Origin of the sequence: Rhizobium sp. RAF36 (assembly GCF_052114105.1) — a bacterium.
Lineage (GTDB): Bacteria > Pseudomonadota > Alphaproteobacteria > Rhizobiales > Rhizobiaceae > Rhizobium.
The window spans coordinates 113,208-127,900 of record NZ_JBFREC010000013.1 but is presented as its reverse complement, the minus strand read 5'-3'; the positions used below and the strand labels follow the sequence as shown (position 1 = coordinate 127,900).

The following is a 14,693-nucleotide window of genomic DNA, read 5'->3' as shown; positions in this document are numbered from 1 at the left end:
CCCGCACCCAAACCCGAAAGCCTGGGAATAAATCAGCCTCAAAGGCCAACCTTCAAGAAATCCTAGAGCGAAAGACTTCGTCGCCTGCAGCGCCGCCGCCCTCGTTCAGTGACGCGGCTTATACGGCCATCAMCGCWGAMCAGTCAACACTGACACGTAAAGAATTCCAATGTTTCGTGTAACGCATTGCAATTATACGGGAATTCGAAATGGATGTGCCGGAGCACGATGGTGGGTTGCTGGAAACAGCCAGAGCGCCCGGTATTTGCCCGCTTACCCATTCAAAATTGTGGGGCGCCATCATTCTGCCGTGACAGGAGCACAATCGATACGGATAAGGGCGCAGCATTCGAGCCAGTTTCAGGTCTTACAGTCATAAGGCACCTGATTTGACTCGCGTGCGCAAAATATGCACATCTTCAGGCCCAGCCGGTACGGCCCCGAAGAAGCCCATGAAAGGACGCGGACGCAGCTGCCATGATGACGGAGAAGATGATGATCCGCTCGTTGGGCAACGAGCCGCCGCTTCTCGCTGACGGCAGACGTGCGCCCGACAAGCGCGAGGTTTCGCTCCGCTGGCTTTCCGGGACCTTCCTGACGGGCATCACCTCCAGCATCCTCATGGGCGTCGCCCTGTTCGCCGCCCTTGACGGGCGCCAGCAGCTGGCGATCCCTGCGGAAGCCTATGCCAATGTCAATGCAGACAGCCACGACGATGCCGCAGTAACCCGTGGCGGGCGGCTGATTGCCCCGGCAATTGCCGCCAAGCCTTCCGACAAGGCGATCATGGAAGTCTCGACAGTCGTTCATGATGGCGACAAGGAAGTGGTGCGCCGCCAGCCCTTTTCGCATGTGAAGATGCGCCTTGCCGCAAACCATGTCGCGACCGAGGATTATCCCGACTTCGACGCACTCTCGATTTTTTCCGCCGACGAGCCGCTACCGGCACCAGCACAACGCACCGGCGCCATCTACGGCTCCGATGTCGAATCCGAAGTCGCCCTTAAATCCGTGCCCTTCCCGACCGGCAAGAGCGACCTCAAGGTTGCCGCCGGCATGTCTTTGGAAGAAGTCGAAGAAAATGTCCGTTCCAACGGCTCCGTTCTAACGGACGGCTCATCGCAAGTGGCTGCCCTCTACTATGTCGATCCGCAGCGCTTCTCCAACGAAGACAACGATGTCGATCTGACCGCCGGTCTTTCCGCCCGCGTGCTCGAGCAGAACATGACGGTCTCAGCGCCTGAAACGATCACCCCGCAAACCGAAGAATTTGCCGACGATATCATCCCGGCGCGCCAGGATGTGCCGATCGCCAAGGCGCTGATCGATGCCGGCTACCCCGAGCCGCAGGCCACTATGCTGTCGGGCTACCTCTCTCAACCGCTCGGCAGCGAAGAGCTCTCGAAAGGCGACGTGCTGCGCATCGGCATTATCCAGAAGGGCGAACAGGCAAGGCTGATCCGCGCCAGCGTCTATCGTGGCGCAAGGCATCTGGTCACCATCGCGCTCGATGACAAGGGCCGTTTCGTCGTCGCCAGCGAACCGCCGCATCTCGACGCGGTGGCGACCGCCTTCAGCGACGATACGCTGTCGGTTCCATCGGGCCAGAATCTGCCGCGCGTCTATGACGGCATCTATCGCGCCGCTTTGTCTTACGGCATGACCAAGGACATGACGGCACTGATCATCAAGCTGCTGGCCGCCAATGTCGATTTCCAGGCACAGCTGAAATCAAGCGATTTCCTCGAAGCCTTCTTCTCGGTCGCCGACTCGACAGGCAAGGCCACGGACGATTCCGAACTGCTCTATGTCAACGCCCGCTTCGGCGACACGGCGATCCGCTTCTACCGTTTCCAGGCCGATGATGGCAGCGTCGATTATTTCGACGAGGACGGCAAGAGCATCCGGCAGTTCCTGCTTCGCAATCCGGTTCCGAACGGCATCTTCAAATCCGGCTTCGGCATGCGCCGTCACCCGATCCTCGGTTTCGCCCGCATGCATACCGGCGTTGATTGGGCTGCCCCTCGCGGCACGCCGATTATCGCCACCGGCAACGGCGTCGTCGAGAAGGCTGGCTGGGATTCCGGCGGTTACGGCAACCAGACGATCGTCCGCCACGCCAACGGCTATGAATCCTCCTATAACCACCAGAGCGCCATCGCCAAAGGCGTCGTTCCCGGCGCCAAGGTCCGCCAGGGTCAGGTGATCGGCTGGGTCGGCACGACAGGTGAATCGACTGGTCCGCATCTTCACTACGAAATGATCGTCAACGGTACCAAGGTCGATCCGCTGCGCATCCGTCTGCCGGGCGGGAAATCGCTGGATGGCGATGCTCTGGCGAAATTTCAAGAAGAGCGGAAACGTATCGATACGCTGTTGAACAACCAGCCCGTCGATCAGGTTGCCAGCAAGTAGCCGTTACTACTCCAGAGAGCGGCAATGCTCCTGACCGCCAGTAAAAATCACCATCAAAATTTTCGATTCAAGTAGAATCCATTTGAAGTAGAATATTCGAAAGTGATTCGGCATCGGTTTAGCTAAATGATTTGGCGGGCGACATGGAATCGAGCGATACATTCGAAACGTGGGCATTATGCAAGGCGCATGAAATCCTTTCGAAAGAAGGATTTCTGCTGATGGACGCGGCACAGGCCTTGGACAAGAAACGAACCAAATCCAACGCCTTTCTCCTGCGCAATGCCATTGCCCGCTCCCTGATGGAAGCGGCAAGCCTGCGTAGCGTTCAGGCGGCCGGCGAAACGGCCTGACACGTCGGAAGACCGCAAAATGACCGATCGGCGCGCATGAAAATGCCGCCCCGGATGTCTCGCGGGGCGGCGCATCATCTCATCATCAAGCGCGTGCGGTTTAGGCCGCTTCGCTAACGGTCTGCCGGGTCCGGAACAGCAGCCGGTCGGAGCCGTTCGTCACCTTGACCGTCGAACCATCGGGCACTTCGCCCGACAGGATCTGTTCGGCCAGCGGATCCTGAACATATTTCTGGATCACGCGCTTCAGCGGACGGGCGCCGTAAACCGGATCATAGCCCTTGTTGGCCAGCCAGTTGCGCGCATCCTCGTCAAGATCGATGATGATCTTGCGCTCGGAGAGCAAAGCCACCAGCCGCTTCAGCTGGATATCGACGATTGCGCCCATTTCCTCGCGCTTGAGGCGGTGGAACAGGATGATCTCGTCGATGCGGTTCAGGAATTCCGGACGGAAATGCGCCTTGACGACGTCCATCACCTGTTCGCGAACGTTTTCGCTGTCCTCGCCCTCGGAAAGCTGGGTCAGATAGTCGGCACCCAGGTTCGAGGTCATGATGATCATCGTGTTGCGGAAATCGACCGTGCGGCCCTGACCATCGGTCAGGCGGCCATCATCGAGAACCTGAAGCAGGATGTTGAAGACATCCGGATGCGCCTTCTCGATCTCGTCGAACAGCACGACCTGATAGGGCCGGCGGCGAACGGCTTCGGTCAGCGCACCACCTTCATCATAGCCGACATAGCCGGGAGGGGCACCGATCAGCCGGGCCACGGAGTGCTTCTCCATGTACTCGGACATATCCATGCGCACCATCGCCGTCTCGTCGTCGAACAGGAAGCGGGCGAGCGCTTTCGTCAGCTCGGTCTTGCCGACGCCGGTCGGGCCGAGGAAGATGAACGAGCCGATCGGCCGGTTCGGATCCTGAAGACCGGCGCGGGCACGGCGTACCGCACGCGACACGGCCTGGACCGCATCACCCTGACCGATCACCGATTTCGCCAGCTCGTCTTCCATCCGCAGCAGCTTGTCGCGTTCGCCTTCCAGCATCTTGTCGACGGGGATACCGGTCCAGCGGGAAACGATATGGGCGATATTGTCGGGGGTCACGACCTCCTGCACCATCGCGCCGCGATCGCCATCCTGCTTTTCGGCATCGGTAAGCTGCTTCTCGAGCTCCGGGATCACCCCGTAGGTCAATTCGCCGGCGCGCTGGAACTCACCCTTGCGCTGGGCGATCGCCAGCTCATTGCGGGCTTCGTCGAGCTGCTTCTTGATATCGGCGGCAAGGCCAAGCTTCTGCTTCTCCGACTGCCAGCGAGCGGTCAGGGCATCGGCTTCCTCTTCGAGATCGGTGAGTTCGGTCTCCAGCCGCTTCAGCCGGTCGGCGGAGGCGACGTCGGTTTCCTTCTTCAGCGCTTCGCGCTCGATCTTCAGCTGCATGATGCGGCGATCGAGTTCGTCGAGCTCTTCCGGCTTGGAATCGACCTGCATGCGCAGACGGGCAGCCGCCTCGTCCATGAGGTCAATCGCCTTGTCCGGCAGGAACCGGTCGGTGATGTAGCGGTTCGACAGCGTCGCAGCCGCGACCAGGGACGAATCCGAGATACGGACCTTGTGATGCTGTTCGTATTTTTCCTTCAGGCCGCGCAGGATCGAGATCGTATCCTCGACCGTCGGCTCATCGACGACGACGGGCTGGAAGCGGCGGGCAAGAGCCGGATCCTTCTCGACATGCTTGCGGTATTCGTCGAGCGTGGTCGCGCCGACGCAATGCAGCTCGCCGCGGGCAAGCGCTGGCTTCAGCAGATTGGAGGCATCCATGGCGCCATCGGCCTTGCCGGCGCCGACAAGCGTATGCATTTCGTCGATGAAGAGGATGATCTCGCCGTTTTCAGACTGGACCTCGTTGAGCACCGCCTTCAGGCGTTCCTCGAATTCACCGCGGAACTTAGCACCGGCAATTAGCGCGCCCATATCGAGCGCCATCAGCTTCTTGTCCTTGAGGCTTTCAGGCACGTCGCCATTGACGATGCGCAACGCCAAACCTTCGACGATGGCCGTTTTGCCAACGCCGGGTTCGCCGATCAGCACCGGGTTGTTCTTGGTGCGCCGGGAGAGAACCTGGATGGTGCGGCGGATTTCATCGTCGCGTCCGATCACGGGGTCGAGCCTGCCTTCGCGGGCTTCAGCCGTCAGATCGCGTGCGTATTTCTTCAGGGAATCGAAGCCCTGTTCGGCATTGGCGGAGTCGGCCGTCCTACCCTTGCGGATTTCGTTGATGACTTGGTTGAGGCTCTGCGCCGAAACGCCGGCACTCTTCAGCGCGGCAGATGTCGAAGCCGAAGACTCGATCGCCAGCGCCTGCAGCAACCGCTCGACGGTGACGAAGCTGTCGCCGGCCTTCTTCGCAGCCTCTTCGGCCGTCGAGAACACCTTCGCAAGCGGTGCCGCGAGATAGATGTTACCGCTGCCGCCCGACACTTTGGGAAGCTTTGCAAGAGCGGCATCATTGGCCAGACGGGCGGCCTTGGCGTCGCCGCCGGCACGCTCGATCAGCGAGGCAGCCATGCCCTGATCGTCGTCGAGCAGCACTTTCAGCACGTGCTCGGGCGTAAACTGCTGGTGGCCCTGGGCCAAAGCGTAGGTCTGAGCGGACTGGACGAAGCCGCGAACGCGCTCGGAGTATTTTTCGATATTCATGCTGTACCTCCATTGATCGCCCTGCCCTGAAGAGGCACAGACCGATGATTGAGATTGAGCTCCCTGAAAAGGCAAGCCCGGCTCCGCCACTTTGGGATTTCGGCGAAGCAATCGGAGAGGAATATGGTGGGATATCGCAGGAGTTTAAAGGGGGATTGCGTTGAAAAGCGGCAGCGATTGCTGCCGCTCGCTCAGGATTTTTCAAGCTCCACGCGACGCATCGCGCAGAACGCCGAAGACCTATTGAAGCTGCGGCTTTTTAAGGAAGCTATTGCGGTCGGCGGACTTGATCCGCAACCAGGCTTCGCGCCCGTCGCGCAGCACGCGCATCGGGATTTCGGCACCGGCCGAACCGCTTTCCCATACCTTTCGATAGAAATCCGCAAGTCCTTCCACTTCGCCGTCCCGGATTTCGGAGATAACGTCACCCCGCTTCAGCCCCGCCTTGGCAGCAGGACCATCCGGCGCCACGCTCATGACGATGACCTCGCCGTTGTTCTCCGCCGAAAAAGCGCCGAGCCAAGGCCGCGCAGGCTTGTTGATCTGGCCGCGATTGAGCAGGTCGTCGAGGATCGGGCGCAGAAGATCGATCGGCACCGTCATATTGATATCCGCGACGTCGCCATCCTTTGCCATCTGCAGCCGGAGCGAACCGATGCCGAGCAGCTTGCCCTCGGCATCGACAAGAGCAGCGCCGCCCCAGGAGGGATGGGCGGGCGCCGTGAAAATCGCCTCCTCGAGCAGATATTCCCAGTAGCCTGCGAACTCCTGTTTGGCGACGATATTGGCCCGAACGAACTGCCCTATACCATCGGCCAGCATCACGGGATCGCCGACCTTGGCATCCGATGAATTGCCGAGCGACAGTGCCGGGAGGTCGAGCGCACCAAGCGCCTGGATCAGACCGAAGCCGGTTTCCTGATCATAGGCAAGCGCATGCCCGGCAACGACGTGACCGTCCTGACGCGTGAGCCAAACCTCTTCGGCTTCGGTGATCAGGTAGCCGATAGTCAGCACAAGGCCGTTTTCGCGAATGACGACGCCGCTGCCTTCTCTAACCGTGCCGAGCGTGGCAGCGGTAAAGGCATCCTCGGCTATGGAGGAGCGAACGGCCACAATTGACCGCAAAATCTGATCTGTATTCATCTCTTTATCCTGACCGCAGATGCGCTGGCCGAAAGCGGGGCTGTCAGGACAGCGCACTGAGATAAACGTATGAACTGGGCGCCGCGAGCGCAAGCTTTGCAATCACAGATCCGTGCGGGGATGACATCCCGCCACGGCTAAGCCGGTGATTTTCCGTATCTATCAGCAGAAAATTCGGATATTCGCGATTCCGTGATCGCAATGAGGGGAAGCAGATGGAAACCAGCGACCGGGCCTCTGGCGTGCTCAGGCAGCATTTCGACCAGCATAGAACGCAGCTGAGCCGCTCGGAGCTTGCCGTTGCCGAATATCTGGTTGCGCTGCCGATCGACGTGCTGATCTTCAAGAGCGCCGAAGAGATTGCCTCCGATGCGGGCACCAGCGACGCCACCGTCATCCGCACGGCGCGCCGTCTCGGTTTCAGTGGTCTGCCGGAGCTGAAACGCGTCTGCAGCCGCACGATGGCAAAGACCATTCCGACCAGCGACCGGCTGGAACAACGCTTTCGCGGCACCGGCAGCGAACTGCCGAAAGTCGCACAACAGATGTTCGCGACAGCCCGCGAGGTTCTGACCTCGACCGAGGAGCAGTTTGATGAGCAGATGCTGTCCGTAGCCGTGTCGCTGCTGGAGGGCGCCGATACAGTCTGGTGCCTTGGAATGGGGACCGCCGAGATCGAAGCCCGCCATTGCGCCATGGCGCTCAGCCGCGTCGGGTTGAGAACAAGATGGTCCGGCGCATCGGGCTTCACGCTTGCCAACGATCTGCTCGATCTCCGCGCAAGCGATGTCGTCGTGCTTTTCAATGCGGTGCATGAAACCCCCGAATTTTCGATGGTTGCCAGCCAGATGAGCGAGATCGGCTGCAAGCTCATCCTCGTCTGCGGCGTTCAGCTGCGTGCGCTTTACAAAGATAAGGTCGATGCGCTGCTGACCTGCATCGGTTCCCCGTCCAAGCTCGCAAGCTGGACCCTCGGCGCCATCGTCACCGGCGACATGCTTGCCTACGGCGTTGCCGTCAGGAATCAGCCTCGTGCGATCGAGACGAAGCGCCGGCTTGCAGGCTTGCGGGCAAAGGCAGAGCGCAGGAACTGATGCGACAACCGCGGCAAATTCGTCGGCTACCCGCGGACATTCTTCCTCAATGCCTCGATCGCTTTCTAGAACGGGAAGCCTCAACGAAAAAGGCCGCCCTCAAGGCGGCCTTTCTTATTCCGTTAGCAGAAATGCTTATTCCGAAGCGGCGTCAGCCAGTGCGGGAGCGTCGGCTGCGGCTGCGGCGTCGCCTTCACCCTCACCGCTGGCGCGGCGCGGACGACGGGGGCGACTGCCGGTGCTGCGGCGGCGCGGCTGGCGCTCGCTCGACTGGCCGCCTTCCTCTTCCATCGAAACCTCGACAGGAATGCCCTCGATCTCAGGCTGCGGACCCGTGCCGTCGATAACCTCGGCAGCGACGGCCGGAGCCGGCGCTTCGCGGCGCGGCTCACGTTCGGCGCGCGGTTCCCGGGGCTCCCGCTGCTCGCGGGGTTCACGAGGTTCGCGTTGTTCACGGGGCTCGCGCTGTTCACGCTGCTGGTGCTGTTCGCGCGGCGGCTGCTGATCGCGCGGCGGCTGAACGACGACCACATCGTCGTTATCACCATCCACATCGTCGCCATTCTCGGCGCCGTCCTGGTATTCGCCACGGTCGTCGCGCTGGAAGCGCTCCTGCATTTGCGCCTGAGCACTCGCGATGATGCGGTTATAATGCTCGGCATGCTGAAGATAGTTCTCGGCCATGACGCGATCGCCGGAGCTCTGGGCATCACGGGCGAGCTGAGCATATTTTTCAGCAATGTTCTGGGCCGTACCGCGAACCTTTACGTCCGGACCCGAGCTGTCGTAGGTCCGTGTCAGCGGATTGCCACCCTTGCGGTTGAAGTTGTTGCTATTGTTGCTTCCGCCGCCGCCATTGTTGTTGCTGCCACGCCCTCGACCGCGCTTGTTCTGCTGTCCTGGCCTCATCGATCGTTCACCTGAATTCTCTGTTTGTGTGGAGTTAAGGCACCGACCGCAATGCCGGAAACCGGTCAGAGCTTTCGTGCCGCAAGCATGATGCGCCTTCGCGCCGACCTGCCGCTTGTTCTCAAGTCATATTGACTGATTCACGCATTGGGTCGTGTTCAACCTTTGAAACTCTCGTTTAAAAGAGTGGACCCCCGAGGCTGACCAAGTACCGAACGAATCTTCGTTCCTTCTTGGTTGCCCAACGCGTGAGCGCAACCTATCTTGCTTCCCGGGGAAATCCAAGCCTTTTCTTCGCAATAGCAATATCGTCCTGTTTAATGCTGCAATTTGTCGCTCAGACATTGAGTGCGAACACGAGCACCCGGTCATTCTGGCCGTAATCTTTGACGGACGCGAGACGCTGGAAGCCTGCAGCTTCGAAAACCGCAGTGACGTCGTCCCGCTGATCGTATCCGATCTCCAGTCCGACGATACCGTCTGGCCGCAAGAACCTCGCTGCATCCTTGGCTATCGCTCTGTAGGCGTCAAGCCCATCCGGACCACCATCCAAAGCGGCCGCTGGATCAAATTTCGTCACTTCGGGAGCGAGATCGTGAACGACCTTGGAAGCAATATAGGGCGGATTTGAGACGATCGCGTGAAAGCGCCCATCGATGTTCTCGAACCAGCTGGATTGCAAAGCCTCGAAGCGTCCCTGAAGCCCGTTTCTTGCGGCGTTTGCTTTCGCTGTTGCCAGTGCATCAGAAGAGATATCGCTGCCAATTCCCTTGGCTTGCGGGAGTTCGCTCAAAAGCGCTAGGCATATCGCCCCCGTTCCCGTGCCGATATCAAGGATATGGAGATCGGCGCCCGAACTTGCAAGGCTCCTTAAATAGGGAAGCATCACGTCGACGAGGATTTCGGTATCCGGCCGCGGCTCCAGTGTGCCTGCCGACAGCGACAGCGGCAGGCCGTAGAATTCACGCTCGCCGAGAATACGATGAACGGGTTCGTGCTGCAGCCGCCGCTCGATGGCGGCGTCGATCGCCGCAATCCTGTCGTTCGCCGGAGCCTCGTTCGCCCGCGTCAGCATTTCCGTCGCCGACAGGCCGAGCAATCCGGCCACGAGCAGACGGGCATCCGTTGCAGGATCGGTGATTCCGGCCTCCGTGAAGCGGCGGCGGGCTTCGGAAAGAACCGCCGAAACCGTTCGCCCGCTTGCCGTCATTGCTGTTCGCCGAGGCTGGCGAGCTGGCTTGCCTGATAGTCGGCCAGCAACGCATCGACGACTTCGTCGATCTCGCCGACCATCATCCGGTCGAGCTTGTAGAGCGTCAGGTTGATGCGGTGATCGGTGATGCGGCCCTGCGGGAAATTATAGGTGCGGATGCGTTCGGAGCGGTCGCCCGAGCCAACCTGGCTCTTGCGGTCGGCAGAACGCTCGCTGTCGGCCCTCTGACGCTCGGCGTCGTAGAGACGCGACCGAAGTACCTGCATCGCTTTCGCCCGGTTCTGGTGCTGCGACTTCTCGGAACTGGTGACGACAATACCGGTCGGCAGGTGCGTGATGCGCACCGCGGAGTCCGTCGTGTTGACGTGCTGGCCGCCAGCGCCCGACGAGCGCATCGTATCGATGCGGATATCTTCCGCCCGGATTTCGATGTCGATTTCCTCGGCCTCCGGCAGAACCGCTACTGTCGCGGCCGAGGTGTGGATACGCCCGCCTGCTTCCGTCTCCGGCACGCGCTGGACACGATGTACGCCGGATTCGAACTTCAGCTTGGCGAACACGCCGCGGCCGGTGATCGTCGCGATGATTTCCTTGAAGCCGCCGGCTTCACCCTCGCTCGACGACAGGACCTCGACCTTCCAGCCATTGGCAGCCGCGAAGCGCTCGTACATGCGGAAGAGATCACCGGCAAAAAGCGCGGCTTCGGAACCACCGGTTCCGGCACGGATTTCCAGGATGGCACTCTTCTCGTCGGCCGCATCCTTCGGCAGCAGCAAGATCTGGATTTCCTGCTCCAGTCCCTCGATCCGCTCCTTCACATCGGGATACTCAAGCTCTGCCAGCTCGCGCATATCGCGATCGACAGACTTGTCCTCCAGCAGCGCTTCCAGATCGGCAAATTCATCCACGGCCTTCTGATAGGCGCGGATCTTGCCGACCACGGGCTGCAGCTCGGAATATTCGGAGGCGAGCTTCACATAGACGTCGGCCGCAGGACCGGCGGACATGCGCGCTTCGATCTCGCCGAAGCGGCGTTCCAGCTCGCGCATCTTTTCCAGGGGAAGCTTCGCCACCCTTCACTCCAATTCTTCTTATCGTTGTCTAAAGGGGAATATTGTGGCTGCTGGCAAAACGGACAAGAATGTCGCGCACGGATTCCGTGGCATGCGTATCGTCGAGCGCCTCATCCATCAGCTTCGAAAGCGCCGAAACGTCAAGCCCGAGCAGCATCGCCTTCACCGGCCCGATCGAGGCCGGCGACATCGAGACCGAGCGGAAACCGATCCCCAATAGCGCCATTGCCGAGATCGGCTTGCCGGCTAGCTCACCGCACAACGTCACGGTCGTGTTGTTGCGTTCGCCGGCGCGGGTGATGTCGCGCAGGATCCGCAGGAACGGACGTCCGAGCGTATCGAAACGGTCGGAAACGCGCGCATTGCCGCGGTCGACGGCCATCGAGAACTGGAACAGGTCATTGGAGCCGACAGAAACGAAATCCGCCGCTTCCATCAGTTCATCCAGCTGCCAGAGCAGCGCCGGAACCTCGAGCATCGCCCCGAACTGCAGCTTGCGCGGCAGGCCGTGGCCGAAGCGGGAAAGATGCTGCACTTCCTTCTGCAACAGCTCGCGGACTGCCTTCAGCTCCGAAACCTCGGTGACCATCGGCACCATGATCTTCAGCTCGGTTCCGGCGGCAGCCTTGAGCATCGCACGAAGCTGGGTGCGCAGAAGGCCAGGACGGTCGAGCGACAGGCGGATCGCCCGCCAGCCGAGTGCCGGGTTTTCTTCCTCGTGACCACGGAAATAGGGAACGACCTTGTCGCCACCGATATCCAGCGTGCGGAAGGTGACCGGACGCCCGGCCGCCTGCTTCAGCACGTTGCGGTAAAAGGTTTCCTGCTCATCCGCCTTCGGCATCGTCGAGGCGATCATGAACTGCAGCTCGGTGCGGAACAGGCCGATGCCCTCGGCACCGGATTCCGCCAGCTGCGGCAGATCCACCAGCAGGCCGGCATTCATCTGCAGCGCGATGCGCTTGCCGTCCTTGGTAACGGGTTCGACAGCGCGCAAGGCGCGGAACTGCTCCTGCTTGCGGGCACGGAAGCGCACCTTCTCCTCGTAAGAGCGCTGCAGGTCCTGCATCGGGCGCAGGTGAACATGACCTTCGTCACCATCGACGATCGCCGCATCGCCGTTTTCAGCGAGCGCAACGACGCCCGCCGCCTGACCGATAACAGCAATGCCCATGGCGCGTGCGACGATGACCACGTGGCTCGTCACCGCGCCTTCTTCCAGCACGAGGCCGCGAACATTCGCCCGCGGATAGTCGAGAAGCTCCGCCGCCCCCATGGCGCGGGCGAAAATGATCGCATCGTTCGGGAAGCCGTCGGCGGTGGTCCGGCCGCTATAGCCGGTCAGCTGCCTGAGAAGACGGTTGGCCAGATCCTCAAAATCATGCATCCGTTCGCGGAGGTAGGGATCGGTCAGGCGCATCATCCGCGCCTTGGTGTCCGACTGCACCTTCTCGACGGCCGCTTCCGCCGTCAGGCCGTTGCGGATCGCTTCTTCCAGCTTGCGCACCCAGCCCTGGTCATGCGCAAACATCCGGTAGGTTTCGAGAACCTCGCGGTGCTCGCCCTCCATGGAGACGTCACGGCGCGACAGCATGTCGTCGATCGACAGCCTGAGCGAGCCCATCGACTCCGCGAGGCGCCGGATTTCCTTGTCCGAATCCTCGTTGAGAAGATTGGTGACGACGATGCGCGGCTCGTGCAGCACGACGTAGCCGAGGCCGATGCCTTCATTATAGGTATCGCCGTCGATCGTCACGGCGCGCGTCAGATCGAGTTCGAGGCCGGGCTTGGTGATCTTCTTGAGCTCGCCGGTGGCGATCATCTCGGCGAGCACCATCGCCGTCGTTTCCAGCGCTTCCAGCTCTTCGTCGCGATAATTGCGGCTGGCCTTGTTCTGCACGACGAGAACGCCGAGCGAGCGCCCGGTTCTCAGGATCGGCACGCCGAGGAAGGAATGGTAAATCTCTTCGCCGGTTTCCGGCAGGTAACGGAAGGCCGGATGCGACTGCGCGTCGGAAAGATTGAGCGGCTGCGCGGAAGCGGCAATCGTACCGACGAGACCCTGTCCCATCTTCAATTGCGAAAGGTGGACGGCTTCCTTGTTCAGACCTTCGGTCKCATAGAGCTCAAGCACGCCGTCGGCACGCAGCACGTAGACCGAGCAGACCTCGGCAACCATGTTGCCGGCAATCTGGCGAACGATCCGGTCGAGTCGCTCCTGCGGCTCCAGCGGTTCCGCCATCAACTCGCGCAACCGCTTGAGCAGTACGCGCGGACCACCGGACAGGTCTCTCATTGCGTCTCAAGCTCCCCGAAACAAACGCCTAATGCGGCCAGCAGAACCGGCCGCATCTCTTCATCTCGAAGGGGCGGCCCGCCCGCTGGGAATCAATTCTTATCCAGACCGTAGCAGGAATGCAAAGTTCTGACAGCGAGTTCCGCATACGGACCGTCGATCAGGATAGAAATCTTGATCTCCGACGTGGTGATCGCCTTGATGTTGATACCCTTTTCCGCGAGCGCGCGGAAGGCCGTTGCGGCAACGCCAGCGTGCGAACGCATGCCGATGCCGATGACGGATACCTTCACCAGGCCGGATTCGTGCTGGACAACGTCGTAGCCGATGGCCGGCTTGTTGTCCGACAGGACCTTGATCGCCTTGTCGACGTCGCCCGACGGAACCGTAAAGGTCATGTCGGTCTTCGAGCCGTCCTCGGAAATATTCTGGACGATCATGTCGACATTGATGTGGTTCTCGGCCAGCGGTCCGAAGATCGCGGCGGAAACGCCCGGCCGGTCGGCAAGACGGCGAAGCGAGATCTGAGCTTCATCCTTGGCATAGGCGATGCCGGTGACTACTTCCTGTTCCACGATTTCATCCTCGTCACAAATCAGCGTTCCGGGCGGATTCAAGAAGTCACCCATGCCCGGAGCATCGGGATCTTCGAAAGAGGAGCGCACGAAGGTACGAACCTTGTGCACCATGGCAAGCTCGACCGAGCGAACCTGCAGAACCTTGGCGCCGAGCGATGCCATTTCGAGCATTTCTTCAAAGGCGATCTTCTTCAGGCGGCGCGCCTGCGGCACGATGCGCGGGTCTGTCGTGTAGACGCCGTCGACGTCAGTATAGATATCGCAACGGTCGGCCTTCAGCGCCGCGGCAACGGCAACAGCCGAAGTATCGGAACCGCCACGGCCGAGCGTCGCGATGCGATTGTCCGGACCGATACCCTGGAAGCCGGCGATGACGGCAACCTGTCCCTCGCCCATGCGCTTGACGATGTCGGCACCGTCGATTTCCTGAATGCGGGCGGCGCCATGGGCGTTGTCCGTGCGGATGGCGATCTGCCAGCCCTGCCAGGAGCGCGCATTGATATCCATGGCCTGCAGCGCGATCGCCAGCAGACCGGCGGTCACCTGCTCGCCCGAAGCAACGACGGCATCATATTCGCGCGCATCGTAGAATGGCGAGTTGGCGCCGACGACCTTCGGCATGTTCTGCACCCAGCCGACCAACTCGTTGGTCTTGCCCGACATCGCCGAAACGACAACCGCGACCTCGTGGCCCGCTTCGACTTCGCGTTTCACATGGCGGGCAACGTTCTTGATGCGGTCCAGATCGGCGACGGATGTTCCGCCGAATTTCATAACGATGCGTGCCATAAGCCTCTACCACAGCCAGCGCCTGATACCGGATCGGGATTTTCCGGAAGCTCGCGCGCCATTGACAAACCACCGGGAGAGACGATCGCCAGACCCGGCATCCAAAGCCAGTCGGACCGCAGGCCG

10 protein-coding genes are annotated in these 14,693 nt (G+C 60.9%); 3 read left to right on the top strand and 7 right to left on the bottom strand.

Features of this window, described 5'->3' with window-relative positions:
- The first annotated feature begins 477 nt into the window (after positions 1–477).
- Both AB4Z25_RS28690 and AB4Z25_RS28685 read left to right on the top strand, forming a co-directional pair.
- Positions 478–2,415, top strand: coding sequence for a M23 family metallopeptidase (locus tag AB4Z25_RS28690; RefSeq protein WP_112538996.1), 1,938 nt, complete (start codon positions 478–480; stop codon positions 2,413–2,415).
- Positions 2,416–2,546: 131 nt separating this feature from the next.
- Complete coding sequence (locus tag AB4Z25_RS28685) at positions 2,547–2,768, top strand: hypothetical protein (RefSeq protein WP_162698760.1); 222 nt, start codon at positions 2,547–2,549, stop codon at positions 2,766–2,768.
- Between the two features lie 100 nt (positions 2,769–2,868).
- On the opposite strand, the gene clpB is transcribed toward AB4Z25_RS28685, so the two are convergent.
- Together clpB and AB4Z25_RS28675 are read right to left on the bottom strand one after the other, a co-directional pair.
- Positions 2,869–5,469, bottom strand: coding sequence for an ATP-dependent chaperone ClpB (gene clpB, locus AB4Z25_RS28680; RefSeq protein ID WP_112517657.1), 2,601 nt, complete (start codon positions 5,467–5,469; stop codon positions 2,869–2,871).
- A 240-nt stretch (positions 5,470–5,709) separates the two neighbouring features.
- Positions 5,710–6,615: a S1C family serine protease gene (locus tag AB4Z25_RS28675; protein ID WP_112538998.1), complete on the bottom strand. Its 906-nt coding sequence runs from the start codon at positions 6,613–6,615 to the stop codon at positions 5,710–5,712.
- 215 nt (positions 6,616–6,830) lie between these two features.
- Between AB4Z25_RS28675 and AB4Z25_RS28670 the strand changes: the two genes are divergently transcribed.
- Positions 6,831–7,709 (top strand): MurR/RpiR family transcriptional regulator, encoded by an 879-nt coding sequence (locus AB4Z25_RS28670; protein WP_112538999.1) that lies wholly within the window; start codon positions 6,831–6,833, stop codon positions 7,707–7,709.
- Positions 7,710–7,844: 135 nt separating this feature from the next.
- Here AB4Z25_RS28670 and AB4Z25_RS28665 read toward each other — a convergent pair whose 3' ends face one another.
- The 5 genes from AB4Z25_RS28665 to AB4Z25_RS28645 form a co-directional block, all read right to left on the bottom strand.
- Positions 7,845–8,618: a DUF4167 domain-containing protein gene (locus tag AB4Z25_RS28665; protein ID WP_112539000.1), complete on the bottom strand. Its 774-nt coding sequence runs from the start codon at positions 8,616–8,618 to the stop codon at positions 7,845–7,847.
- A gap of 337 nt (positions 8,619–8,955) precedes the next feature.
- Positions 8,956–9,828 carry a peptide chain release factor N(5)-glutamine methyltransferase gene (prmC, locus tag AB4Z25_RS28660; protein ID WP_112539001.1) on the bottom strand — a complete coding sequence of 291 codons (873 nt, stop codon included), beginning with the start codon at positions 9,826–9,828 and terminating at the stop codon, positions 8,956–8,958.
- Positions 9,825–10,904 carry a peptide chain release factor 1 gene (gene prfA / locus AB4Z25_RS28655; RefSeq protein ID WP_112539002.1) on the bottom strand — a complete coding sequence of 360 codons (1,080 nt, stop codon included), beginning with the start codon at positions 10,902–10,904 and terminating at the stop codon, positions 9,825–9,827. Before prfA ends, prmC begins: the two co-directional genes overlap by 4 nt.
- A 28-nt stretch (positions 10,905–10,932) precedes the next feature.
- Positions 10,933–13,200, bottom strand: a complete 2,268-nt coding sequence (gene ptsP / locus AB4Z25_RS28650; protein WP_442210416.1) for a phosphoenolpyruvate--protein phosphotransferase — start codon at positions 13,198–13,200, stop codon at positions 10,933–10,935.
- 92 nt (positions 13,201–13,292) lie between these two features.
- Positions 13,293–14,567, bottom strand: a complete 1,275-nt coding sequence (locus tag AB4Z25_RS28645; protein ID WP_112539003.1) for an aspartate kinase — start codon at positions 14,565–14,567, stop codon at positions 13,293–13,295.
- Between the last annotated feature and the right edge of the window lie 126 nt (positions 14,568–14,693).